At 72.4% G+C, this 24,164-nt stretch carries 25 protein-coding genes; 13 read left to right on the forward strand and 12 right to left on the reverse strand.

Annotated features, from left to right (window positions below):
* Positions 1–39 precede the first annotated feature (39 nt).
* The gene (locus ACRYCC_RS16725; protein WP_433813043.1) at positions 40–987 is read left to right on the forward strand and encodes a S1C family serine protease; all 948 of its coding nucleotides are present in this window, start codon (positions 40–42) and stop codon (positions 985–987) included.
* Positions 988–1,026: 39 nt separating this feature from the next.
* Here ACRYCC_RS16725 and ACRYCC_RS16730 read toward each other — a convergent pair whose 3' ends face one another.
* Positions 1,027–2,052, reverse strand: a complete 1,026-nt coding sequence (locus ACRYCC_RS16730) for an Rv2578c family radical SAM protein (RefSeq protein ID WP_433813045.1) — start codon at positions 2,050–2,052, stop codon at positions 1,027–1,029.
* Positions 2,053–2,155: 103 nt separating this feature from the next.
* Here ACRYCC_RS16730 and ACRYCC_RS16735 point away from each other — a divergent pair, with 103 nt between their 5' ends.
* Together ACRYCC_RS16735 and ACRYCC_RS16740 are read left to right on the forward strand one after the other, a co-directional pair.
* A complete protein-coding gene (locus tag ACRYCC_RS16735) occupies positions 2,156–2,542 on the forward strand; it encodes a DUF2752 domain-containing protein (RefSeq protein WP_433813047.1) in 387 nt (128 codons plus the stop codon).
* 21 nt (positions 2,543–2,563) lie between these two features.
* Positions 2,564–2,881: a hypothetical protein gene (locus ACRYCC_RS16740; protein ID WP_433813049.1), complete on the forward strand. Its 318-nt coding sequence runs from the start codon at positions 2,564–2,566 to the stop codon at positions 2,879–2,881.
* A 76-nt stretch (positions 2,882–2,957) separates the two neighbouring features.
* On the opposite strand, the gene ACRYCC_RS16745 is transcribed toward ACRYCC_RS16740, so the two are convergent.
* Both ACRYCC_RS16745 and ACRYCC_RS16750 read right to left on the reverse strand, forming a co-directional pair.
* Positions 2,958–3,389, reverse strand: a complete 432-nt coding sequence (locus ACRYCC_RS16745) for a DUF2752 domain-containing protein (protein WP_433813051.1) — start codon at positions 3,387–3,389, stop codon at positions 2,958–2,960.
* 15 nt (positions 3,390–3,404) lie between these two features.
* The gene (locus ACRYCC_RS16750) at positions 3,405–3,797 is read right to left on the reverse strand and encodes a CD225/dispanin family protein (protein WP_433813053.1); all 393 of its coding nucleotides are present in this window, start codon (positions 3,795–3,797) and stop codon (positions 3,405–3,407) included.
* Between the two features lie 130 nt (positions 3,798–3,927).
* Here ACRYCC_RS16750 and ACRYCC_RS16755 point away from each other — a divergent pair, with 130 nt between their 5' ends.
* The 3 genes from ACRYCC_RS16755 (at position 3,928) to ACRYCC_RS16765 (ending at position 6,772) form a co-directional block, all read left to right on the forward strand.
* The gene (locus ACRYCC_RS16755) at positions 3,928–5,523 is read left to right on the forward strand and encodes a glycoside hydrolase family 10-like protein (RefSeq protein ID WP_433813055.1); all 1,596 of its coding nucleotides are present in this window, start codon (positions 3,928–3,930) and stop codon (positions 5,521–5,523) included.
* Between the two features lie 52 nt (positions 5,524–5,575).
* Complete coding sequence (locus ACRYCC_RS16760; RefSeq protein ID WP_433813057.1) at positions 5,576–5,776, forward strand: DUF3040 domain-containing protein; 201 nt, start codon at positions 5,576–5,578, stop codon at positions 5,774–5,776.
* A gap of 534 nt (positions 5,777–6,310) precedes the next feature.
* Positions 6,311–6,772, forward strand: a complete 462-nt coding sequence (locus tag ACRYCC_RS16765; protein ID WP_433813059.1) for an ATP-binding protein — start codon at positions 6,311–6,313, stop codon at positions 6,770–6,772.
* Here ACRYCC_RS16765 and ACRYCC_RS16770 read toward each other — a convergent pair.
* From ACRYCC_RS16770 to ACRYCC_RS16785, 4 genes are all read right to left on the reverse strand, one after another.
* Positions 6,769–7,899 carry a helix-turn-helix transcriptional regulator gene (locus ACRYCC_RS16770; RefSeq protein WP_433813061.1) on the reverse strand — a complete coding sequence of 377 codons (1,131 nt, stop codon included), beginning with the start codon at positions 7,897–7,899 and terminating at the stop codon, positions 6,769–6,771. The two genes, ACRYCC_RS16765 and ACRYCC_RS16770, sit on opposite strands and share 4 nt — an antisense overlap.
* Before the next feature lie 92 nt (positions 7,900–7,991).
* Complete coding sequence (locus ACRYCC_RS16775; RefSeq protein WP_433813063.1) at positions 7,992–11,480, reverse strand: AAA family ATPase; 3,489 nt, start codon at positions 11,478–11,480, stop codon at positions 7,992–7,994.
* 83 nt (positions 11,481–11,563) lie between these two features.
* Entirely contained in the window at positions 11,564–12,319 is a 756-nt protein-coding gene (locus tag ACRYCC_RS16780; protein WP_433813065.1) for an ABC transporter permease, read from the reverse strand.
* Positions 12,316–13,263 (reverse strand): ABC transporter ATP-binding protein, encoded by a 948-nt coding sequence (locus ACRYCC_RS16785; RefSeq protein WP_433813898.1) that lies wholly within the window; start codon positions 13,261–13,263, stop codon positions 12,316–12,318. Before ACRYCC_RS16785 ends, ACRYCC_RS16780 begins: the two co-directional genes overlap by 4 nt.
* Positions 13,264–13,385: 122 nt before the next feature.
* Here ACRYCC_RS16785 and ACRYCC_RS16790 point away from each other — a divergent pair, with 122 nt between their 5' ends.
* From ACRYCC_RS16790 to ACRYCC_RS16805, 4 genes are all read left to right on the forward strand, one after another.
* Positions 13,386–14,030 carry a TetR/AcrR family transcriptional regulator gene (locus ACRYCC_RS16790; RefSeq protein ID WP_433813066.1) on the forward strand — a complete coding sequence of 215 codons (645 nt, stop codon included), beginning with the start codon at positions 13,386–13,388 and terminating at the stop codon, positions 14,028–14,030.
* 100 nt (positions 14,031–14,130) lie between these two features.
* A complete protein-coding gene (locus ACRYCC_RS16795; RefSeq protein WP_433813067.1) occupies positions 14,131–15,270 on the forward strand; it encodes an AI-2E family transporter in 1,140 nt (379 codons plus the stop codon).
* A gap of 111 nt (positions 15,271–15,381) precedes the next feature.
* Complete coding sequence (locus tag ACRYCC_RS16800; protein WP_433813069.1) at positions 15,382–16,656, forward strand: cytochrome P450; 1,275 nt, start codon at positions 15,382–15,384, stop codon at positions 16,654–16,656.
* A gap of 240 nt (positions 16,657–16,896) precedes the next feature.
* Positions 16,897–17,328, forward strand: coding sequence for an SRPBCC family protein (locus ACRYCC_RS16805; protein WP_433813071.1), 432 nt, complete (start codon positions 16,897–16,899; stop codon positions 17,326–17,328).
* A gap of 195 nt (positions 17,329–17,523) precedes the next feature.
* On the opposite strand, the gene ACRYCC_RS16810 is transcribed toward ACRYCC_RS16805, so the two are convergent.
* Positions 17,524–17,946, reverse strand: coding sequence for a MarR family winged helix-turn-helix transcriptional regulator (locus ACRYCC_RS16810; protein WP_433813073.1), 423 nt, complete (start codon positions 17,944–17,946; stop codon positions 17,524–17,526).
* Positions 17,947–17,999: 53 nt separating this feature from the next.
* On the opposite strand from ACRYCC_RS16810, the gene ACRYCC_RS16815 reads away from it, so the two are divergent.
* Both ACRYCC_RS16815 and ACRYCC_RS16820 read left to right on the forward strand, forming a co-directional pair.
* Positions 18,000–18,671 (forward strand): MBL fold metallo-hydrolase, encoded by a 672-nt coding sequence (locus ACRYCC_RS16815; RefSeq protein WP_433813074.1) that lies wholly within the window; start codon positions 18,000–18,002, stop codon positions 18,669–18,671.
* 105 nt (positions 18,672–18,776) lie between these two features.
* Complete coding sequence (locus ACRYCC_RS16820) at positions 18,777–19,841, forward strand: Gfo/Idh/MocA family oxidoreductase (protein ID WP_433813076.1); 1,065 nt, start codon at positions 18,777–18,779, stop codon at positions 19,839–19,841.
* Between the two features lie 91 nt (positions 19,842–19,932).
* Here the strand turns inward: ACRYCC_RS16820 and ACRYCC_RS16825 are convergent, their stop codons facing one another.
* The 3 genes from ACRYCC_RS16825 to ACRYCC_RS16835 form a co-directional block, all read right to left on the reverse strand.
* Positions 19,933–20,757 carry a phytanoyl-CoA dioxygenase family protein gene (locus ACRYCC_RS16825; protein WP_433813078.1) on the reverse strand — a complete coding sequence of 275 codons (825 nt, stop codon included), beginning with the start codon at positions 20,755–20,757 and terminating at the stop codon, positions 19,933–19,935.
* A 233-nt stretch (positions 20,758–20,990) separates the two neighbouring features.
* On the reverse strand, positions 20,991–21,542 hold the full coding sequence (locus ACRYCC_RS16830) for a YdeI/OmpD-associated family protein (RefSeq protein ID WP_433813080.1): 552 nt from the start codon (positions 21,540–21,542) through the stop codon (positions 20,991–20,993).
* Between the two features lies 1 nt (position 21,543).
* Positions 21,544–21,969, reverse strand: a complete 426-nt coding sequence (locus ACRYCC_RS16835; RefSeq protein WP_433813082.1) for a VOC family protein — start codon at positions 21,967–21,969, stop codon at positions 21,544–21,546.
* Positions 21,970–22,058: 89 nt separating this feature from the next.
* Between ACRYCC_RS16835 and ACRYCC_RS16840 the strand changes: the two genes are divergently transcribed.
* Entirely contained in the window at positions 22,059–23,078 is a 1,020-nt protein-coding gene (locus ACRYCC_RS16840) for a helix-turn-helix transcriptional regulator (protein WP_433813084.1), read from the forward strand.
* A gap of 36 nt (positions 23,079–23,114) precedes the next feature.
* Here ACRYCC_RS16840 and ACRYCC_RS16845 read toward each other — a convergent pair whose 3' ends face one another.
* On the reverse strand, positions 23,115–24,047 hold the full coding sequence (locus ACRYCC_RS16845) for an NADP-dependent oxidoreductase (protein WP_433813086.1): 933 nt from the start codon (positions 24,045–24,047) through the stop codon (positions 23,115–23,117).
* Positions 24,048–24,164: the final 117 nt, after the last annotated feature.

Consider the following 24,164-nt stretch of genomic DNA (forward strand, 5'->3'; position numbering starts at 1 on the left):
CCACGTTGCTGTGTAACGATGTAATCATCAGGAGGTGTGATGATCCCCGAACTCCGAGACTCCGACCCCCTCGACGCCTACTCCCAGGTCGTTTCGGCGGTGGCCCGCGAGCTCACTCCCCGGGTGGCCAGTGTGCGGGTTCGTCAGCGTCGCGGTGAGGGTTCCGGCTCCGCCGTGGCGTTCACCGCGGACGGTTTCCTGCTCACCAACGCCCACGTCGTCGGGGACGCGGGGGAGGGCACCGCCGCGTTCGCCGACGGCACGACGACGTCCTTCACCACGGTCGGGACCGATCCGCTGTCGGATCTGGCGGTCGTGCGAGCCGATGGGTCCACTCCGGACCCTGCCGAGCTGGGCGACAGCGATGCCCTGGTGGTGGGCCAGCTCGTGGTGGCGGTCGGCAATCCGCTCGGTCTGGCCGGTTCGGTGACCGCCGGTGTGGTCAGCGCGCTGGGCCGGTCGCTGCCGGCCCGTAACGGCGGCGCGATGAGAGTGATCGAAGACGTCATCCAGACCGACGCGGCGCTCAATCCGGGTAACTCGGGTGGGGCGCTCGCCGACGCGCGGGGCCGGGTGGTCGGCATCAACACCGCGGTCGCCGGGGTGGGGCTGGGTCTGGCGGTGCCGATCAATTCGACGACGCGCCGCATCATCGGCGCGCTGATGCGGGACGGCCGGGTCCGGCGGGCCTTTCTCGGGTTGATCACCAACCCGGTGCCGGTGCCGCTGGGGCTGCGTGACCGGCTCGGGCAGCGGGCGGCGCTGCGGGTGGCGGAGGTGGTGCCGGGCAGTCCGGCGGCGCTGGCGGGCCTGCGGACGGGGGACCTGGTGCTCACGGCGGGCGGGGTCGCGGTGAGCGTGGCGCAGAGCCTGCAGCGGCTGATGTTCGACGAGGCGATCGGTAAGCCGCTGCAGATCAGTGTCCTGCGGAACGGTGCGATGGTCGATGTGATAGCCGAGCCGGTCGAGCTGACCGAGAACCGGTGACGGCGCGGCCCCGGCCGGTAGATCGCCGGGTCCGCCCGGTCAGAGCAGGGAGAGCTGCTCGCCGGCGGGCGGTGGCGGGGGTGGTGCCGGTGGCCGGTGGCGGCGGGCGGTCCGGCCGCGTCCGACGCCGTACTTGTCGGCGGCGTCCCGGACCCGCCGGGTGATCGTCTCCTGGTAGGCCTTGGGGGCGTAGGCTCCGCGCCCGTACAGCCGCTCGTAGGGCTCGACCAGCTCCGGGTGGTGCGCGCGGAGCCAGCTCATGAACCACTCGCGGGCTCCGGGCCGCAGGTGGAGGGTGATCGCCGACACCGAGGTCGCGCCGGTCTCGGCGATCTGGCGCACCGCGGTGTCGATCTGCCGGGGGGAGTCGGCGAGGTAGGGCAGGACCGGGCCCATGAGCACGCCGCAGGGGATGTCGTGGTCGTTGAGGGTGGCGCAGACCTCCAGGCGCTTGTGCGGGCTGGGGGTTCCCGGCTCGGCCAGCCGCCACAGGTCCTTGTCGGCGAAGCCGACCGAGACGGCGGTGCCGACCTCGGTGCGCTCGGCGGCCTCCTGGAGCAAGGGGAGGTCGCGCAGGATGAGTGAGCCCTTGGTGAGGATCGAGAAGGGGTTGCCGGTGTCGCGCAGGGCGGTGAGGATGCCGGGCATCAGCCGGTAGCGCCCTTCGGCGCGCTGGTAGCAGTCGACGTTGGTGCCCATGGCGATGTGGTGGCCGCCCCATCTCGGTGCGGCGAGTTCTTTGCGCACGAGCTCGGGGGCGTTGACCTTCACCACGATTTTGGAATCGAAATCGGATCCCGAGTCCAAATCCAGATATTCATGCGTTTTACGGGCGAAACAGTACACACACGAATGGCTGCATCCCCGGTACGGGTTGATCGTCCAGCTGAACGGAACCCTCGAGGCCGCCGGCATCTTGTTGATGATCGACTTGGCGTGTATCTCGTAGAACGTCATCCCCCGGAACTCGGGGGTGTCGATGGTGCGCACCACGGCCCGGCGTTCGATCAGGGGCAGGTCGGGGCGGTCTCCGTCCGGCGCGATCTGCAGATTGTCCCAGCGCACGCATCCCCCTCTGCTCCCCCGTGTCGAACGTCTGAACGATAGAATACCTGTTCGAGGAGGCGATCGAGTGGCCAGGTGAGAAGGGATGCGGCAGACTCGGGGGATGGCGTTCGGGTCTGCTCGCATGGTGACGGCACGGCTCGTGCTGCTGGCCGGGGCCCTGCTCGCGCTGGCGATGGTGCGCCTGCCGCGACCGCCGACCCTGTGCCTGCTGCGCGGGGTCACCGGGATCCCCTGCCCGTTCTGCGGGTTCACCACGGCGGGTGTCTGCCTGGGGCACGGCGACCTCGCCGGGGCCCTGCACGCGTCGCCCTTCGCGGTCGCGGCATGTGCGGGATTCGTCGCCCTGCCGTTCGTCCGGGGTTCGTCGCTGATGACACGCTGGCAGGAGTTGCCCCGCAGGGGGCGCCAAGCAGGGGTGTTGACCGCTATTCTCACGGCTCTCGTTATGTCCGAGTCGTGGCAGCTCATCCGTTATGGCGTCATGTGAAGTCCGAGAAAGGAAACACTCATGGGGTACCCCCAGCAACCTCCGGGTGGTTACGGCCCGCCTCCCGGTGGCGGATACGGCGGTGGTTACGGGCAGCAGCCATCGCAGCCCCAGTCCAGCACCCCTATGGTGCTGTCGATCATCGGGATCGTCTGCTGGTTCTGCTGCTCGCCCGCGGCCATCGCACTGGGCCTGATCGCGCAGGGTCAGTTCCGCAACCAGGGGCAGTCCGACACTCTGGCGAAGGTCGCGTGGATCGGCGGGATCGTCGCCCTGGTCCTCGGGATCATCGTGACCGTCATCCGGTTGTCGGCGTCGTCGTCGGGCACGTCCTACTGATGTGACCGGGGTGCGGGCTCCGGGGGGTGTTCCGGGGCCCGCACCACCGTCCCGGTCCGGATGCGGGCGGGGCGGGTCAGGGTGCCAGGACGTGGAAGTACGCGATGTTCCGCAGGACCGTGAAGGTCACTATGACCGCGAACAGCGCGTAGATCAGCCGCGGGTCGGCGACCGTGGTCTTGGGCCGGCCGCGAGCCAGCCGTACCGTCCACCGGGCCCAGATGAGGGCCAGCAGCGGCAGGAAGCAGAAGGTCAGCATGTTGCGGCCGAACGCCTCGGCCACGTGCCCGTGCGCCAGCGCGTGGATCATGCGCAGTGAGCCGCAGCCGGGGCAGTAGAGCCCGGTCACCAGCAGGTACGGGCAGGTCGGATAGTGCCCGGGCTGGTTGGGGTCGATGGCTCCCACATAGGTGAAGAGGGCCGCGACCGAGAGCGCGACGCCGCCCGGCGCCAGCAGCGGATACCGCTGCATGACACGCCGGACGACGTCAGGAGTGGCTACTCGCATGAGTGAATGCGTCACTCAGGGGGAGTAGGTGTAGCTGGGGATGGTGTAGTCGGGGGTGTTGGACACGGCCACGCCGATGACGATGATGTAAATGATGATGCCGATCACCTGGACGACGCCCAGGATGGTGCCGATCATCGCGAAGGTCTTGGCCTTGTTGGAGGAGTCCACGGCCCCGGCGTAGTCGCCCTGCTGGAACTTGCCGTTGACCTGTGCGGCGAAGATGACCGAAACGATACCCAGGACCTGGCAGCAGAAGAGCGTGATGATCGCCCAGACGAGGTGGTTGGGCGGCGGGGTCTGGTATCCGCCACCCTGTGGCTGTCCGTAACCGCCGCCGTAGCCACCACCGGGAGGAGGCTGCTGTCCGTAACCGCCGCCATAACCTGGTGCATTGCCGTAACTCATGCGTGTATCTCCGTGTAGCTGTAGTTGCTCACCCTCTGACGGGTTGGCAGCTTAGCGATTACACCATCAAACACGCACGTAGACTTGTTGGTCCGGCAGAATGCCCTTTTCACGAACCCAGGGGACGGGGATGCGCAAAGGACTTCGGGGGGCCGCCGCGTCGGTGATCGCGCTCAGCGCGCTCACGGCCTGCGGTGGGCGTGCTGACTCCGTGGAGCCGCCCGGCGGCGCCGACCCACGGGCGGCGGCCGCGCGCGCGGCGAAGATCGAGTGCCCGGGCGTCCCGGCGCCCGGTGACTCCAGGAGTCACCAGGTGCGCGGGATGTGGATAGCGACCGTCCAGAACACCGACTGGCCGTCCAGGGCGGGGGAGCCGGTGGAGCGGCAGAAGGCGGAGTACCGCCGGCTGCTCGACACCGCCAAGGCCCTGAATCTCAACACGGTGTTCTTCCAGGTGCGGCCGGCCGGTGACGCGTTCTACCGGTCGCCGTACGAGCCGTGGTCGCAGTGGCTGACCGGCACCCAGGGCAAGGACCCGGGCTATGACGTGCTGCAGTTCCTGATCAAGGAGACGCACGCCCGGGACATGGAGTTCCAGGCCTGGTTCAACCCGTACCGGGCGAGCCTGGATCCGGACCGCTCGAAGCTGGCGGCCGGTCATCCGGCGCGGCTGCATCCGGGCTGGGCGCCGAGGTACGGGAGCAACCTCTGGTACGACCCGGGTCTTCCGCAGGTGCAGGACCTGGCGGCCAAGGTGGTGCTGGACGTCGTCAAGCGCTACGACATCGACGGCGTGCACTTCGACGACTACTTCTATCCCTATCCCGACAGCGGCCAGTTCCCCGACAGGGCGACGTTCAAGGCCTACGGGAAGGGTTTCTCCAGCGTGGCCGCGTGGCGGCGGCACAACGTCGACACGCTGGTGCAGAGCCTGTCCGGGCGGATCCACCAGGCCAAGCCGTGGATGAAGTTCGGGATCAGCCCGTTCGGGGTGTGGCGCAACGCCAGTACCGATCCGAACGGCTCCAGGACCCAGGCGCTGCAGAGCTACGACGACATCTACGCCGACACCCGGCTGTGGGTGCGGAAGGGCTGGCTGGACTACGTGACGCCGCAGCTGTACTGGCCGATCGGGGATCCGCGGGCCGACTACCGGACGCTGACCGACTGGTGGTCGCGGCAGGTGACCGGCACTGGCGTGCAGCTGTCGATCGGGCAGGCGGCCTATCAGGTGGGTCAGGACTCGGCGTGGCGGAATCCCGCCGAGATCTCACGGCAGCTGACGGTGAACGCCCGCTATCCGGCGGTGCGCGGTGATGTGTACTTCAGTGCGGTGGACCTGGTGCGCAACAGGCTCGGGTTCGCCACCCGGCTGCGCAGGGACCACTACCAGCGGCCGGCGATCATCCCGGTGATCCCCAAGCTCGGTGGTGCGGCTCCCGCTCCGGCCGCCGGAGTCGAGGCCGCGGGGGGCGGCACGTCGGTGAAGGTCCGCTGGAAGGGCTCAGACGCGACGTCGTACGCGGTCTACCGGGTGGACGGCAAGGGTGCGGCCTGTGCTCCGGTCGATCCCAGGAGCCTGCTGGTCACCGTGCGGGGGACGGGCATATCCGACCCGACCGTCAAGCCCGGTGCGACCTACACGTACTACGTGACGGCGATGGACCGGCTGCATCACCAGAGCCGGCCCGCACGAGGTGCGACTGTTGTCGCCCAGCGGGGATAACGATCTTTCTGTCGGGGAAGAAAGAGCGCAGTGTGACCCCCGGAGGTGCGGCATGGCGCTCTCGATCGAAGAGCAGCGACTCCTGTCTGAGATCGCATCCCGGCTCAGTGTCGACGATCCGAGACTCGCGGATCGGTTGTCGACCTTGGGCCGGACGCGTCAGCGGCGTATCAGGATCATCGTGACCGTCGTGGTCGCGGTGCTCGTGGTGGTCGCTGCGCTCATCACGGCCGTGGCCGTGGCGATGTCGTAGTGATGGAGAAGCAACCCTGAGAAGGACGCGAGCCCCGGCGAGATGTCTCTCGCCGGGGCGTCACGCCTGAGCCGGTGTGGTGGTCGCCTCCTCGGCGAAAAGCACAACGCGGCTCCTGCCTCGACCGAAGCCGAGCGGTATTCCGCGAAGGCGTGGGTTACGGCCCGGGGGACACAAACCACACCGGCATCACCTACCCTAACCGCACTCGGGGGGTGGGTATTCCAGGAGGGCCGGTGTGGTGCTCCAGGGTGTCCTGAAGGTCAGATTCGAGATCCCTCCGTGCTCCGACGCGATGTCCGGTGCGTCCCATGTGTGTGTACAAATCCGGTACGCCAAAACCTGAGGTGTATCCAGTAGTGCCCTGACCAGCGGTACGGCGCCAGGCGCGCCGGCGCCGGATCCCGGCTCCTGCGGAGCGGGCCGCGCCGGTGCCCGGGTCCGCCGTGCCGCGCCGCCCCCGGCTCACGCCAAGGGACATGGCCTGGCGCGGGCGCGGGTACGGCGGCCGGTGAGCGTGAGGGAGTCGGGGAGTTGACTGTACGACGGCTCGGGACGAACGGGCGGGCGCATCACGGGACACGGGTGGCCTCCTGGGAACTGCCCGCTGAGGTGCGCACCGCCGCGCAGGCGCGGGTGCTGACGCGCGAGACCCTGCTGGACTGGGGGGTGACCGATCCCGCCGACACCGACGACGTGGTGCTCATCGTCGACGAGCTGGTGACCAACGCCGTGGTGCACGGTGGCGGCCGGGTGCGGCTGGTGTTGCGCCTGGACGGGTCCCAGCTGGTCGGTGAGGTCGGGGACGGCGGCAGGGGTGCGCCGCGGGTCCGCGAGTCCGGCGCGGACGCGGAGAGCGGGCGGGGGCTGTGGCTGGTCGCGGCGCTGGCCGCGGACTTCGGGGTACGGCCGGAGAGCGCCGGCAAGACGCTGTGGTTCACCCGCCGGCTCGCCTTCGGTCACGGGGCCGGCGGGCTCGGCGGGGCGGCCTGCTAGAGGCGCAGCGGGCAGCGCTCCACCAGCAGCCCGCCCGGCTCGAGGTCGTCGTCCTCGCCGAGCGCGGGGGCGAGGGCCAGGGCTGTCCCCGGGTCGTCGGCGAGCCGGTCCAGGTGCCATTCGATGTGCGACAGGGGACTCCACCAGCCGGCCATGAGGTCGGCCAGCGGCCGGTGCTCGCCGGGCCGGCCCGGCTCGGGCAGGGTGCCGCGCCACAGCGCGTCGGGGCAGTCCGCCGCCCAGTGGGCAGCGCCGTCGAGTACGTCGTCCAGATCGCGGGCCACCTCCCCGAAGGAGCGGACGGCCATCGCGTCCTGGATCATCCGTTCCCGCCGGGTGTAGGGCAGGTCGCGGTCGAACTCCGGGGGGAAGGGCGGCCTGCGCCCGTCGAAGACCAGCTCTCCGCCGGAGGCGACGGCCCGCAGCGCACCGAACTGCCAGCGGCTCCACTCCGCGAGATGGCCGAGGACGGCCCGCAGGTCGGCGATGCCCTCGCCGGCCCGCCGGGCCTCGGCGGCGGTCTCGGCGAGCCGGATCCGTACGTGCTCGACCCGGTCGAGGGTCCAGGCGCGGGCGCGTGCGGGGGTGCTGGAGAGCGGGCCGTCCTCGACGGCGCGGCGCGGCGCCGGCACGCGCAGGGTGGCGAGCAGTTCGTCGAGGTCGCGGAGCCCGGCGTCGCTGCCGGTGAGGTAGGCGGCACCGATGCGGTCGAGGCGGAACAGCCGTGGTCCTTCGCGCAGCCGGCACCACCCGACGAGGTACTCGCCGTAGGGGGCGATGACCAGGCCGTGCGCCTCGACGTTGCGGCGGGTCCGCTCGCCGGCCTGGTCGATGTAGGCGATGCGCACGACGCGCCGGGCGCGTACGGCGTGCGCGACGGTGTCGCGGACGGGCTGGGCGAGGGAGAGGGTGCCGGCCGGGGCCGGTGGGGGAGGCTGCGCGCCGACGGCGTAGCCGTCGCGGGTGATCCGCACGGGGAGGCCGTCCCGGGCCAGGGTCGTCAGGTCCCGCCGCACGGTGCGCTCGCTGACGCGCAGCCGTTCGGCGAGGGTACGGGTCGGCAGCGAGGCGGGTGCGGCGGCCCGTAGTTCGGCCACGAGCGCGAGCAGCCGTTCCGAGCGGGTCACCCTCCCATCCTGACCCGCGGTTCCCTGCCGCGCACCCCTTCCGCCCGATCGCGTGCCGCCTGCTCAGTCCGGTGGCGGGTGGGGTGCGGGCGTCACTGGGGGAGGTCCTCCGCGGTGAGGCGGGTCAGCTGGTCGGCGGACATGGTGCGGCCGTCGCGGACGATCCGCAGTGACTGCTGGGCGACCGTGTCGTCGAACAGGCGGCGCACCGATCGGCCCGCGGCGAAGTCGTCGCGCTGCCGCAGCGCGCGCAGCCGTTCCGGCAGGATGACCAGCAGCTCCTGGTCCAGGACGTACTGCTGCTGTTCCGCGGCGGCGCGGAACATCGCGACCAGCTCCCGGTCGGTGGGGTCGGGGAAGACCAGGACCTCGCCGATGCGGCGGGCCAGGGCGGGGACGGCGTTGGTGAGGTGCTGCAGCTCCGGCTGCCGGTCGGAGTAGATGACGACGAGCTGGTCGCGGCGTTCGTCCATGACCCTGACCAGCTCGCTGAGGACCGCGCCGGTGCCGGGCTCGCCGAGCGCGGCGGCGCGGTCGATGACGAGGATCCCGCCGAGGGCCTCGGTGGCCTTGGCGCGGACGGCGGTGGCGATGTCGCCGGAGGTGGCCAGCTCGGCGGGGATGCACTCGACGACGTGACCGGAGTCGAGCAGGCCGATCGCGGCGTACATCTGGCCGAGGAGCCGGGCGACGGTCGTCTTCCCGCTGCCGGGGCCGCCGGCGAACGCGAGGTGGCGGGCGCCGTCGCCGACGGGCAGCCCCGCGTGGCGGCGGGCGGCGGCGACCTGCGCTTCGGCGACCATGCGCTCGATGGTCTCCTTGACCTCCGTCAGCCCGACGAGGGCGCGGAGCTCGTCGCGGTATCCGGCGACGTCCTTGAGGTCGCGCAGCGCGGGTTCGAGGTCCTCGGCGATCCCGGCGAAGTCCGGTGCGTCGAGCACGAGGCCGCCGCCGAGGGCCTGGGTCTGCTCGGCGTTGCCCAGGTGCCGGGTGGCCGCACGGTCCAGGTAGGCCTCCACGACGCGGGCGCCGGTGAGGCGGCCGCGGCCGCGGATGCGGTTCAGGTCCCGGCGGGCCGCCTCCCAGGCGGCCGGGGACAGGCTCAGCTGCCGTTCGCCGGCCAGTACCTCCAGCAGCGCGGCCCGGGCTCCCGGGTCGGTGAGGTCCGGCAGCCGTACGGTCCGGAAGTCGGTGACCAGCTCTGGGTGGGCGGCCGTCAGCTGCGGCAGCCGGTCGGGCCCGCAGGTGGCCACGAGAGTGGTGTCGCTGACGCCTTCGGCGCGGGCGCGGTAGAGGGCGGCCGCGAACGCACGGCCCTGGGCGGAGTCGAGGATCAGCGTGTCGATGCCTTCGAGCAGCAGGGTGTGCCCGGCGTGTTCCTCGAGCATGCCGCGGACCCCCTCGGGACCCCGCTCGAGCAGCTCGCGGGCGTCGAAGCCGTGCACGTCGCCGCTGCTGACCTCGACCTCCGCGAGGGCCCGGCCGACCATCCGGCTGAGCCGGCGCTGGCCCGTGGAGGGCGCGCCGACGAGCAGCAGGGCCGGTGCCGAGGCGCTGGACATCTCCTGGCCGCGCAGCCGCCTGGCCCACTGGCCTCGCCTGCGGAGCTCGACCAGCACCTGGCCGACGTCGTCGGGGCCGCACAGGAACCTGATGCCGTAGGCCTCGGTGACCTGGCCGGCGCCGGGGAGCGGCGCGGGCGCGGGAGTGTGGTGCCGGTGCCCGGAGGGCGCCGTGGGGGTGGGGTCGGCGGGCGGCCAGGCGGGCGCGGGCAGATCCGACACCGGCGGGGCGTACGGCGGCGGGCCGGGATAGGCGGGGCCGGTGGGCGGGGGCGGCTGCGTCCACTGCGGGGGCGGGCCGGGGTCGGGTGCGGACATCGGCGTGCCGGGAGGCAGGTCGACGAACGGCGGCGGCCGGTGGTCGTGCGCCGCGGGCCGGGCGTCGTCGCCGTAGGGGTCCGGCGGGCGGGGCCCGCCGAAGGGACCCGCGGGCGGGCCGGGCGGGTCGGGTGGGAAGGCCTCCTGGCCGAAGGCGGCCGGTGCCGCCGGGTCCTGCGGGTCCGGGCCGGGACCCGCCTGGGTGGCCAGGGGGTCGGCGGGGAAGGGCGCGGCTCCGGGTTCGGCGGCTAGCGGGTCGGGGGTGGTCTCGACGGAGGGGTCGGCGGCCGGGTCGGCGGGGGGTGCCTGCGCGGCCCGCTCGGCCGCGAGGTGCGCCCGCGCGGCCTCGATGATCTGCCAGGGGGTCAGCTCGCCGGTGGACTTGGGGACCTGCAGGGAGGGGCTGGTCAGCTCGGCCGCCGTCGCGGCCGGCACGGTGAACCCGGGTACCGGGGGATTGAGCCTGGCCAGCCGGCTCCAGCTGAGGGCGAGCACGTGGGAGGTGGCCAGCAGCGACCTGAGCTGCTCGACGTCGTCGGTGCGCAGCGCCTCGGGCAGCCTGCCCTCGCGCGGCCACAGTTCCCGCAGCGGGTGGTCGGGCCGGCCGAGGACCTCCTGCACGGTGCGGGCGCTGTCGGGGTCCAGCCAGGGCAGCACGGCGGGCAGCACGTTCGGGGTGTGCTGCAGGTCGGCGGCGAGCACCGCGGCGCCCGCCCGCCGCACGTCGGTGGGACTGGCGGGCCGCCCGCTCAGCCCGGCGACGATCTGGCAGAGGTCGTAGAAGGCGAGCCGCAGGTACTCACCCGGCGCGATCTCGCGCAGCACCGGGAGGGCGTGCTCGGCGGGGCAGCGGCGCTGCCATTCCTGGGCGATGGCGGCGGGCCCGTACCGGGCGGTGGCCATGTCGGTCTGGACCATCCGCACGGTGGTGGCGGTGATGGCGGCCAGGGCGTCGGCGCCGGGCCGGAAGCGGGGGTCCTCGCGGAGCCCGCCGGCGACCTCGCCCATGACCCGCGCCACGTAGGAGGCGCCGACCGCGTCGCCGGCCAGCAGCCTGCCGGAGTAGTAGGACGACAGGCGGGACAGGTCGGGGGGCACCATCCAGCGCAGCCGGTCGGCGGGGACGGTCAGGTAGGACGCGAACAGCTCGACGAGCGGGTGCTGGTCGAGCAGCACCGGGGAGCCGGCGCACCACAGCAGCGCGCCCCAGGCGGCGGCCAGCGTGCTGGGGGTGGCCTGCTTGAACCCGGGGTCCTGCAGGGTGAACTGCGCGGGGTTGACCGACAGGGCGGTGATCAGGGACTGCTGGAGACGGGCGACGAGGGTGGTGGCGGGGGCGTCGCCGAGGAACCCGGCGGTGGCCGCCTTGCCCGCCGCGAGGTCCGGGCCGGTCGGGATCAGCGCGGGCGGCACCGGCGGGTTGCCCGCGCCGGGCGGGGCGACGAGCGCCGCCTGGCGGGCGGCCGGGTCGGCCGGCGGCGGGCAGGCGTGCCAGTTGCCGTCCAGCCCGCAGCGGTACCAGCGGCCCCAGGCGCCGAACAGCCACCATTCGGCGCCGCCCGACAACATGCGCGAGGTGATCGCCTCGGCACGCTGGCGGGGGGCGGCGGCGCGCCACCACGGCGCCGCCGCCATCGCCCGGACCTCGTCCTCGGCCTTGCTGTACGGGTCTGTGCCGTCCCCGGCCGCCTGCCAGTTCACTCAGCGAATGGTAGTCGGCCCGGGCGAATCGTCCGGCGTGTCAGCCGGTGTTACGGTCTGGCACCCGGTGGCACCGGCGCCGGTCAGGCGTTCTCCTCCAGGAAGCGGCGGGTCCCGACCGTTACACAGCCGGCGACGAGGATCACCGCGACCAGCGCGCCCTCCCATACCGTGGCGGCCGTGTAGTGCCCGAGGAACAGCGCGCGCACGGCGTCGACGAAGTAGCGGAACGGGTTGGCGTGCGAGAGCACGTCCAGCCAGCGCGGGGCCATCGACATCGGCAGGATCATCCCCGACAGCAGCATCAGCGGCACGATCGCGGCCGTGAGCAGCGGGGCGAAGGCGTCCTCGTTACGGGTCCACAGCGCCAGCGCGTAGGACAGCGAGGCGACGCTCACCGCCAGCAGCACGACGAAGACCAGGCCGGCCAGCACCCCGGTGACCGGGGCGCGCAGGCCGAACGCGACACCGACCGCCAGCAGCATGACGGCCTGCACCAGCATGACGGTGGTGTCGCGCAGCACCCTGCCGAGCAGCAGCGCGACCCGGCTGACCGGAGTGACCCGCAGCCGTTCGAGCACGCCGAAGCGCAGGTCGGCGATGAGCCCGAAGCCAACGAAGCCGGCGCCGAACAGGCCCAGCTGGATCAGCAGCCCCGGGACGTACACCTGCCAGGCGTCGCCGCCGAACCCGCGGGCGCCGGAGACCCGGGTGAGCAGCGGCCCGAACAGCACCAGGTAGAGCAGGGGCTGCAGGCCGCCGAAGACGATGGCGACCTTGTTGCGGAGCGTCTGGCGCAGGTAACGGCGGTAGACGAGCATCGTGTCGCGCAGTATCACGAGGAGGTCCCTTCGCGCAGGGAACGGCCGGTCACGGTCAGGAACACGTCGTCGAGGGTGGGGCGGGCCAGCTGGATGGCGGCGATCCGCACACCGGCCGTGTCGAGGGTGCGCATGAGCTGCAGCAGGACCTGGTCCCCGTGCTCGACGGTCAGCCGCAGCGTGCTGTCGAGGACGGTCGCCTCGCGGACCGCGGGGACCTTCTGCAGCGCCCGCACGGCCGCGGCGGGTTCGCCGGTCACCTCGATGGTGACGATGTCGCCCGAGACCCGGCGTTTGAGCTCGTCGGGGGTGCCCTCGGTGACGATCCGGCCGTCGTCGATGATGAGGATCCGATCGCACAGCGCGTCGGCCTCCTCCAGGTAGTGCGTGGTGAGGAAGACGGTCGTGCCGTCCTGGTCGCGCAGCCGGCCGATGTGCTCCCACAGGTTGCTGCGGCTGTGCGGGTCCAGCCCGGTGGTCGGCTCGTCCAGGAACAGCACCGGCGGGCGGTGCACCAGGCCGAGCGCGATGTCCAGGCGCCGGCGCTGCCCGCCGGACAGCGACCCGGCGGCCCGGTCCTGGAGGCCGTCCAGCTCCAGCCGGGCGCACAGCCCGGCGATCCGGGCGGCGGCGTCGGGCACGCCGTACAGCCGCGCCTGCAGGTCGAGCTCCTCGCCCGCCGGGCAGGAGGGGTCGGTGCCACCGCCCTGGGCGACGTAGCCGATGCGGCGCCGTACGCCGGCCGGGTCGGTGCGCAGGTCGCGGCCGGCCACGGTCGCCGTGCCCGCGGTGGGGCGCAGCAGGGTCGTCAGCATTCTCAACGTGGTGGTCTTGCCGGCGCCGTTGGGGCCCAGGAACCCGACGATCTCACCGGGCCGCACGGCCAGGTCCACGCCGCGTACGGCCTCGACGGGTCCGTGCTTGCTCGGGAACGTACGGGCCAGTCCACTGGCTTCGATCATGGTCTCGGTCAGGACAGCGGTCACGGTGCCTCCGGGGGGACGAGAGCGACAACACTAGAGTAACCACAATATTGCTGTGACACCAAAATTATAGTGACACCACATTGTGGTATAATGCCTCCGTGATCGAGGAACTCGGGCTGCGGGAGCGCAAGAAGCAGGAGACGCGGCGCCGCATCTCCGACGTCGCGACCGGGCTGTTCCTGATGCGCGGGTTCGACAACGTCACCGTCGCCGATGTGGCCCGCTCCGCGGACGTCTCGGTCAACACCGTCTTCAACTACTTCAAGACCAAGGAAGACCTGTTCTTCGACCGGCAGGCGGAGGTCACCGAGCAGGCGGCCCGGGACTTCCGCGCCCGCGCGCCCGGGGAGTCCGCCGTGGCGCTGTTCCGGCGCCGCTTCCTGGAGGGCCTGGAGCACAACAGCGACCACACCGGCTTCAACGAGGGCGCCGACACGTGGGCGCGGACCGTGATGGCCAGCCCCGCCCTGGTCGCCCGGCAGCGTGAGATCGGCGAGCAGGCCGAGGAGGCCCTGGCCCGCGCGCTCGCCGAGGACACCGGCGCCGGCCCGGACGACCTGACCCCCCGGATCGCGGCGGCGATGATCATGGCTGCCTCCCACCGGCTGGTCGAGGAGATCACCCGGCGCAAGGCGGCGGGCGAGACCCTCGGCGAGATGAGGCAGAGCGTGCGGGTCGCCGCGGAGCGCACCTTCGACCTGCTGGAGTCGGGTCTGGGCGACTACGCGATCCGCCCGGACTGACCGCCCTCGGGCGCGCGGGCCGTACCCCGGCCGGGCAAAGGAACGGCAAGTCCGGCGCGCACGGCGGGAGGGGGCGGGCCGCCCGCACTAGCGTGCGCTCATGGCCGGGCCCCAGGACCCAGATCGGCGCATGCCGCCGTGGCTGCCCCGGGCCTTCCTGCTCGCCGGCGGCGTCGTGATGCTGTTCCTGTTCGCGCTGCGCCTGCTGCAGCAACTGCGCGGCCTGCTGCTGTTGCTCGTGGTCTCGCTGTTCCTCGCCTTCGCCATCGAGCCGATCGTCAACCGCCTGGCCGCCCGCGGGTGGCGCAGAGGAGCCGCCACCGGGCTGGTCATGATCGTGCTCATCGTGGTGATGGCGGCGTTCGCCACGATGCTCGGATCGCTGCTCGCCGACCAGATCAGCAACCTCGTCCAGGGCTTCCCCGGCTACGTGACCCGGCTGGTGGGCTGGCTCAACTCCACCTTCCACGCCCGCCTGTCGCAGGCCGACATCGCCAAGCGGCTCGACGCGCTGCGCAACGTCTTCGCCGCCCACCTGGCCGACCTGGCCGGCAACGTGTGGGGCATCGGCACCACCGCGCTCGGGATCGCCTTCCAGACGCTCAGCGTCCTGCTGTTCGGCTTCTACTTCTCCGCCGACGGGCCGCGGTTCCGGCGCGCCGTCTGCTCGCTGCTGCCACCACGGCAGCAGCACGAGATCCTGCGGGCGTGGGAGATCACCGCCGAGAAGACCGGCGCCTACCTCTACTCCCGCGCGCTCCTCGCCCTGGTCTCCACGTTCGCCCACTACATCGCGTTCTCGGTGCTGGACGTGCCGTTCGCGCTCACCCTGGCGCTGTGGACCGGCGTGGCCTCACAGTTCATCCCCACGATCGGCACCTACCTCGCCGGCGCGATCCCGGTGCTGGTGGCGCTCGCGGTGAGCCCGCTGACGGCACTGTGGGTGCTGGTGTTCATCATCGCCTACCAGCAGCTCGAGAACTACCTGCTGCACCCGCGCATCACCGCCAAGACCCTCGACATCCACCCGGCGGTGGCCTTCGGCATGGTGGTCGCCGGCTCCGCCGTCCTCGGGCCCGTCGGGGCGCTGCTGTCACTGCCCGCCGGCGCCAGCATCCAGGCCTTCGCCGGCGCCTACGTCCGCCGTTACGAGGTCGAGGAGCACCCCCTCACCACCCCCGCCGGCAAAGGCGGCCCCACGGGCCGCACCACCTGGACGCTGCGCAGGCCACGGCGCTGACGGCCGCCACCGCCGAACCGGCCCTGGTCACGATATGCACACGACCATTGACAGCAAATCCGCCTTATCCAACCATTGCGCCAGGTGAGAGCGATTGGGAGGCGTTCGGTCATGACCATGACTCTCGCGGAGATCGACCCGTCGGCACTGGCGTTCTGGCAGCGCCCCCTGCAGGAGCGCGCGGACGCCTTCGCGCTGCTGCGCGCCGAGGACGGACCGCTGTTCTACGCCGAGCCGCCGGTCCCGTTCATGCGCCGCGGCAAGGGCTACTGGGCGCTGGTCAAGCACTCCGACGTGTGCGAGGCCAGCCGGAACCAGGAGATCTTCAGCAGCGAGCCCAGCGCCACCAGCATCTCCGACCTGCCCCGCTACATGTCGCAGTACTTCGGGTCCCTGATCAACATGGACGACCCCCGGCACGCCAAGATCCGCCGTGTGGTGTCCCGGGCCTTCACCCCCAGGATGCTGGCCAAGACCGAGGACGACATCGCCCGGCGCGCCACCCGCATCGTCGACGAGCTGATCGCGGGCGGCCCCGGCGACTTCGTCGAACGGGTCGCCGTACGGCTGCCGGTCGAGGTCATCTGCGACCTGCTCGGCATCCCCGACCGGCTCTACCCCACGGTCATCGCCCGGACCAACGTCATCCTGGGCAACACCGACCCGGAGTTCACCTCCATCGGCCCCGGTCTCGGCCTGCTCAGCACCGCCAAGGGCCTCGGCCAGGTCATCCGCGCCGCCCGGGACCTGCACCGGCTCGCGGCCGGGCTGGCCCGGGAGCGGGTCAAGGACCCGACCGGCGACCTCACCTCGGCGCTGGTCAGCGCCAACGTCGACGGCGAAAGGCTGACCGCCCGCGAGCTCGGCTCGTTCTTCCTGCTGCTCGTCGTCGCCGGCAACGAGACCACCCGCACCGCCATCGCGCACGGCCTGAAGCTGCTCACCGACAACCCCGGCCAGCGGGACCGGCTGCTGGCCGACCTCGACGGCGGCATCGGCGGCGCGGTCGAGGAGATCGTCCGCTACTCCACCCCGGTCATCTTCATGCGGCGCAACCTCACCCGCGACCACGAGATGAACGGCCACACCTACCGGGCCGGGGACAAGGTGCTGCTGTTCTACAACTCCGCCAACCGGGACGAGGCGGTCTTCAAAGACCCCGACGTCTTCGACATCACCCGGCACCCGAACCCGCACGTCGCCTTCGGCGGGCCGGGCTCGCACTTCTGCCTGGGCGCCAACCTCGCCCGCCGGGAGATCGCCGTCATGCTGCGGGAAGTCTTCACCCGGCTGCCCGACATCCGCTCCGACGGCGACCCCGACCGCCTGCTGTCGGCCTTCATCAACGGCTACAAACGCCTGCCCTGCACCTTCACCCGCCCCTGACCCCCGCCCTCCCCTTCTGTGATCATTTAATCGTTCGTCGATTGATTGCATGATCACGCAAGGAGTGCGGCGGACGCGGCGGACACCGCTCGGGGCGGGGCGCGGCGATCCTGGGCTTATCCACAACTTAGCGTGACAATGTTTATCGATACGGTAACAGTCCGTGGTGCATGCCGGGTATCTGAGTACTGAGCGGAGGACCTCCGCGCGGACACGATCACGAGCAGAGAGGACGCACCAGTGACCACTCTCCAAGAATCGATCGACCTCAACGTCCCGGCCGAAGCCGTCTGGGCCCAGCTGCACAAGATGGAGTCCTACCCGCAGTTCATCGAGGGCGTGCAGAGCGTCAAGAAACGCGGCAACGACCAGGCCGCCGTCCAGATCAAGGCCAACGGCCACTCGCAGAAGTGCGACACCGAGATCATCGACGGGCGTCGCCACGAGCAGATGACCTTCAAGATCAAGAGTGCCCCGCGCCTGGGCGGCACGATCGAGCTGCGTCCCATGGGGGACCAGCGGACCACGATGCAGGTACGGCTGGAGTACGACCCGCAGGAGCTCAGCGACACGTTCGGGCTGAACGGCGCCGGCCACAACGGCGCGGTGAAGCAGACCATGCAGCAGAACCTGGCGAAGTTCAAGTCACTGGTGGAGCGCGGCCGCTCCTGAGGGCGCCCACCGGTCGCACGGGAGCACCCGGGGAGCCGCCAGGCGGCGGTGGCGGCGATCTGCCGGCGATCCTCGGTGACCGCGCGGTGAGACTGCCCGGCCGAACGGGCGGGCGGCGCCCCGGCACGATCCTCGGTGCCGGGGCGTCCGCACGCCCGGGCACCGCACGCCCGGGGCCTCAGTGCGCCCGGGGCCTCAGTGCGCGGCCAGCCGGGCGAGCAGCTCGATGGCCCGCGCCAGGCTCACCTGCTCGGCCGGGGACAGCTCGGTGGCGATCGCCTCGGCGAGCCAGTCCACCCGCCGCCCGCGGCGGGCCTCGAGCACCTCCCGCCCAGCCGCGCTGAGCTCGATCAAGGTCTTGCGGCGGTCGCCGGGATGCGGCCGCTGGCCGGCCAGGCCCTGCGCGACCAGCTGGGCGACGGTCCGCGACATCGACTGGTGGCGGACCCGCTGGACACCGGCCAGCTCGCTGGTCGTCATCGGCCCGTCCCGGTCGAGGTATCCCAGCACCGCGGCCTGCGCCGCCGGCAGATCGTCGGTCACCCGCGCCCGGCGCACCAGGCCGCCGACCACGGCGCGCAGCTCACCCGCCGTACGCACGACGTCCACCTCAGCCATGCCCGAAACTATACAGCCAGGCTGTACAGTATTGCTGTACGGTCGAGGAGCGAATGCTGGAAACTCACGAGACGAGAGACATCATGCTGGTCACCAAGCTCGAGCACGCCTGCGTCCGGCTGGAGAAGAACGGCACCACGCTGGTCATCGACCCCGGCGCGTTCACCGACCCCGCGGCCTTCGACGGAGCGGACGCGGTGCTGATCACGCACGAGCACCCCGACCACTTCGCCGAGGACCGGCTGCGCGCGGCCGCCGAAGCCGACCCGGCACTGCGGATCTGGACCAACCGCGCCGTCGGCGACAAACTCGACGGGCTCGGCGGCCGGGTGCACGTGGTCGGCAACGGCGACACCTTCTCCGTCGGGGACCTGGAGGTCGAGGTGCACGGCGAATGGCACGCCGTCATCCACCCCGACATCCCCCGCATCACCAACATCGGGTTCCTCGTGGACGGCCGGGTCTTCCACCCCGGAGACGCGCTGACCGTGCCGGACCGGCGGATCGAATCGCTGATGTTGCCCGCGCACGCCCCCTGGTCGAAGACGGCCGAGCTCATCGACTACGTCCGTGAGCTGAAGCCGGGGCGCACGTTCTCGGTGCACGACGCCGGCCTGAGCGACCTCGGCAAGACGCTGGTGGACGGGCTGCTGGGCGAGCGCGGGCCGGGCACCGGCGCCGAGCACGGCCGGCTGCCCGTCGGCGAGCCGGTGGAGTTCGCCTGAGCGAGCCGCGCCACCGGCCGGTGAAGGCGGCGCGGGGGCGTCCCGCCGGGGGTCAACCCCCGCGCCGCCGCCGACCCGCCCGGACCGCGATGCCATGATCGGTGCATGACCCTTCGCGTCGCACTTGTCGGCTACGGCCTCGGAGGCTCGGTCTTCCACGCCCCGCTGATCACCTCCGTGCCCGGACTGGAACTCGCCGCGGTCGTCACCGGCGACCCCGGACGGCAGAAATCGGCCCACGAGCGGTACCCCGGCGCCCGGATCCTCGACCACCCGCGACTGCTGTGGGAGGAGGCCGGCTCGTTCGACCTGGCCGTGGTCACCGTGCCGAACCGCCAGCACGCGCCGCTGGCCGGCGCCGCACTGCGCGCGGGGCTGCCAGTGGTGATCGACAAGCCCGTCGCCACCACGGTGGCCGACGCGCGGGCACTGGAGGCGCTGGCGGCCGAACGCGGCCTGCTCGCCGTCCCGTTCCACAACCGCCGCTGGGACGGTGACTTCCGCACGGTCCGCCGGCTCGTGGCCGAGGACGCCCTGGGTGGCGTCCACCGGTTCGAGTCCCGCTTCGAACGGTGGCGGCCGCAGATCAAGCCGGGCTGGAAGGAGAGCGCCGACCCCGCGGACGCCGGCAGCATCCTGTACGACCTCGGCTCGCACCTCATCGACCAGGCCGTCACGCTGTTCGGCCGGCCCCGGCTGGTCTACGCCGAGATCGACACGCGCCGGGCCGGAGCGGCCGTGCCCGACGACGTGTTCGTGGCCCTCACCCATGCGGGAGGTCTCCGCTCCCACCTGTGGATGAGCGCGACCGCCGCCCATCTCGGGCCGCGGTTCCGGGTGCTCGGCGGCCGGGCCGCCTACCTGGTGTCCGGGCTGGACGGGCAGGAGGAGGCCCTGCGGGCGGGCCGTACCCCGCTGGACGGCGGCTGGGGCCTGGAGCCCCCGGAGTCGTACGGGCTGCTGGGCACCCCCGGCTCGATGCGGACCCAGGCCACCGAGCCCGGCGCCTACCAGGACTTCTACGCCGGGCTGGTCCCGGCCGTGCGGGGCGAGGCGCCGCCACCGGTCCCGCTGGCCGACGCGATCCTCGGCCTGGAGGTCATCGAGGCGGCCGTCCGCTCGGCGGCCGAGGGCCGGATCGTCGAGCTGCCACCCGACACGGACGGCTGAGCGGGCCCGCCGGCCGGATGAAGGCTGGAGGAAGCCGCCCGGCCCATGACCGGGTCACCCGGCCGACACCCGCGCGCACCCGTACGGCGGCTCAGGCCTTCGGGCTCACGGTCGCCGGCTCGGCCGCGCGGCCCAGGCCGAGCAGCACCGCGCGCTCCACCGGGCTGTAGGCGCCGTCGGGCCGGTCGAGCTGGAGCTGCCCGACCGGGTCGAGCGGCGGCTGGGCCATGAACCGGGGGACCGTGCCGCGGTGCGGCTGGGCGGCGTGGATCAGGAACGGGTGGCACAGGTAGACGTCGCCGGGCAGCCCGGTCGCCAGCGCCAGCGGCCGCCGCGGGGAGTCGAGCAGGCCCGCGGCGTCGAGCGCGCGGGCCAGGACCAGGCCGCTCATCCCCGCCTCGCCGGCCGGCTCGAGGAACGGCGGGACGTCCAGATGCGAGCCCACCTTGATCCGGGTGGGGGCGTCGTCCGGGCCGACCTCGGAGAACAGGAACAGCATGAGCAGGGCCCGGCCGCGCGAGCGCAGGTTCAGCCAGTACCAGTCGGCCCCCTCCGGAAGGTAACTGCCCTCGGTGTGCCAGCCGTCGTCCCTGGGGTCGTCGGGGTGCGGGAACCGGATGGGGAAGGTGCCCAGCCCGGTCCGCGGCGCCCACCGGCCCGGCCCCACCAGCTGGTCGAAGGCGCCCAGCAGCAGCGGGGTGTTCGCCGCCTTGCGGAACGGCTCGTCGCCGCACCCGTCGATGCGCACGACCGGCCGGGTCCAGGTGGCGGGGTCGTCGGGGGACGCCCCGGTCTTGCGCCACAGAATGGCCCGGCACTCGTCCGCGACCGCGCGGGGGAAGGCGCCCGGCAGGTGGACGAACCCCTCCGTGACGAACCGCTCGATCTGTTCGCCCGTCAGCGCCTGTGCCGTCATCGGGCCATCCTCGCCCCGGCCGGGCCCATGCCTCAACAGGTTTTCCCGCCCCCGGCTCATGGCCGCCACGTCGCTGTGCACCTACGTGCCGGGCAAGGCCGAGCTCGTCGACCTCATGCTGGACACGGTGCGCGGGGAGACGGCCGGCCCGTGCTCGCCTGCACCGCCACCGGCCGGCGCCCCCTCGTCGCCGGGATCAAAGCCGGCCGAGCCGCCGGATAGCCGGCCCGGGCCTACGGCTGGGCCGCCAGCCGCGCGACCGCCCGGGCCAGGGTCCTCGCGCGCGCCTCCGGAGTGCGGGCCTTGAGCAGCGGGAGGATCACGGCGTACCGGTCGGATCGGCCGAGGCGTTCGAAGGCGGCGTGGACGCGGGCGTCGCCGGCCAGCGCGGCCGCGAGATCGGGCGGCACCTCGGCGGTGCGCTGCGACTCGTAGGCCGCCTCCCAGCGTCCGTCCGCCTTGGCGGCCGCGACCTCCGCGAGCCCGGACGGCCGCATGCGCCCGGCCGTGACCAGCGCCTCCACCTTCGCCACGTTGACCTTCGACCACGAGCTCCTCGGCCGGCGGCGCGAGTACCGCTGGAGGAACGAGACCTCGTCGCAGGCCTTGCGCTGACCGTCGATCCAGCCGTAGCACAGCGCCACGTCGAGTGCCTCCGCCACCGTGACCGAGGCGATCCCCGAGTGCCGCTTGGCGATCCGCAGCCACACCTCGGTCCGTACCCCGTGCTGCGCGGCCAGCCAGGACTCCCACCGGGCGGCATCGGGAAAATCGAGCACGTCCACGCTATGCCCCCTCGGCGGAGGCGAGGACCTCGAGGTAGTGGGGGTTGGACATGACGCCCAGCACGTTGCCGAACGGGTCGACCACCGCGGCGGTCACGAACCCCGCGTCCCCGTGCGGCGTGATCGGCTGGTACTCCCTGGCGCCCATCGACAGCAGCCGCTCCACGGTGGCGCGCAGGTCGTCGACGTGCCAGTGCATGACGGCGCCGCCGGGCCCGGTCGCCGCGCCGGGCGGCTGGTAGGCGCGGTCGATGATGCCCAGCTCGGCCTGGTAGTCGCCGATGCGGAACTCCGCGTAGGCCGGTCGACCGCCAGGTCCCGGCCGCTGGAAGTAGGCCTCCACGCCCAGGAACTCGGCGTACCACGCCGTGGCCGCCGCCACGTCGTCCGCCCAGAAGCTGATGGTGCTGAATCCTCGCAGGCTCACCAGGGGTCCTCTCTCGCCGTTGCTTCCTGCGGTCACGGTAACGGCGGTTGTGGAATCTGCGGTTCCTCAATGCGTGTCAGACTGAGGCGATGTTGGAGACCTCGGTCCGCCTGCTCCGGCTCCTGTCGCTGCTGCAGGTACGGCGGGACTGGTCCGGCGCCGACCTCGCCGGCCGCCTCGGCGTCACCACCAGAACCGTGCGCAACGACATCGAACGGCTGCGCATCCTCGGCTACCAGGTGCACTCCAGCACCGGGATCACCGGCGGCTACCGGCTCGGGGCCGGTGCGGCGATGCCGCCGCTGCTGCTCGACGACGACGAGGCCGTCGCCGTGGGAGTGGGGCTGCGCGTCGCGGCGGGCGGCTCGGTCACCGGGATCGAGGAGACCTCGCTGCGGGCGCTGACCAAGCTCGAACAGACCCTGCCGCCCCGGCTGCGGCACCGGCTCGACGCCCTCCGCCAGGCCACGGTCTCCGCGGCGGGCGGCGGCCCGACCGTCGACGCCGAGACCCTCACGACCATCGCCGCCGCCTGCCGCGACCACGAGCAGCTGCGCTTCGACTACCAGGGACACGACGGCACGGCCAGTACGCGCCGGGTGGAGCCGCACCGCCTCGTCTACACCGGCCGCCGCTGGTACCTGCTGGCGTGGGACCGCGACCGCGAGGACTGGCGCACGTTCCGGGCCGATCGCATCCGGCCGCGCTCGCCCACCGGGCCGCGGTTCACACCGCGCGAGCCGCCCGAGGACGCCGCCGGCCACGTCGTACGCGGCACCGCCTCGCTGGCGTGGAAGCACCCGGCGCGCGTCCGCCTCCACGCGCCCGCCGAGGTCATCGCCGAACGCGTCCCGCCCGCGGGCGGCCTGGTCCGCCCGGTCGACGAGCACAGCTGCACCCTGGACACCGGCGCCGAATCCCTGCGCGACCTCGTCGGCTACCTCACGAGCCTCGACGTCGCGTTCGAGGTGCTCGACCCGCCCGAGCTCCGCACCCTGCTGCGCGACCTCGCCGGCCGCTACGCCGCGGCCGCCGCCGACCCGACCCCGGCAGCGGCCCCGGCCCCGGCGGAGCCGGAGCCGGAGCCGGACCGCCGGACACCCGGCTGACTCCGGTGCCGGCGGCTCGTCCGGCACACCCGGAGGTCAGGGGATCAGGACCGTCTTGCCGGCCAGCCGCCCGGCGGCGGCCTGGTCGTGGACGGCGGCCAGGTCGGTCAGCGGCCGTCGCTCGGCCACCTCGATCCGCAGATCTCCGGCGTCGACGCGGGTGACCAGCTCGGCGAGCTGGGCGGCGTCGCTGCGCGTGAAGACCTCGACCGTGCGCACCCCGCGCCCGGCATCCCCCGGGCCGGGGATGACCGTGGTGACGAAGGCTCCGCCGTCGGCGACCAGGTCCACCAGCTGCGCGGTCTCCTCCGGGCTGGTGGGCGCCAGGTTGAGCACCACGTCGAACCGCCGCCCGGCCACCGCCTGCGGAACGGGGGTGGCGGTGTGGTCGACGATGTGGTCCGCCCCGTAGGAGCGGACGCGGTCGTGGCTGCGCGCACTGACGGTCGCGGTCACGATGGCACCGGCCTGCCTGGCGAGCTGGACGGCGTACCCGCCGACAGCGCCACCCGCGCCGTTGATCAGGATGCTGTGCTCCGTCTTCAGGGCGGCGTGCTCGAAGAGCGCCTGCCAGGCCGCCAGCCCGGCGGAGGGCAGTGCCGCGGCGTCGGCGAGTTCGCCGGTGCGGGGGGCGGCGGCCAGCACCTCGGCGGGCGCGGCGACGTACTCGGCGGCGGCGCCGGGCGCGGCGATCGGCAGGAACGCCACCACCGCGTCCCCGGCGCTCCAGCCGCTCACGCCCTCGCCGACCTCGGTGACGACGCCGGCCACGTCGTAGTTCGGAATGTGCGGCAAGGCGACCGGGAACACCTGCTGCAGGAAGCCGGCGCGGATGGCGACGTCCACAGGGTTGAACGAGGTGCCGGCCACCCGCACCACCACCTGCCCCGCGCCCGCCACGGGACGATCGGCGTCCTCGTAGACCAGGACGTCGCTGTCGCCGTAGGAGTGGTAACGCACTGCCTTCATGATCTCTCCCTCTCTGATGCTTCGAAGTTGAAGCATGGTACGAACGGTAATCCGCTTCAACTTCGAAGCAATAGTCCCCGGGCAGGTGACGCTCGTCACAATGCTGTGAATTCGCAA

This window comes from Actinomadura scrupuli, assembly GCF_050971785.1.
GTDB lineage: Bacteria > Actinomycetota > Actinomycetes > Streptosporangiales > Streptosporangiaceae > Actinomadura_E > Actinomadura_E scrupuli.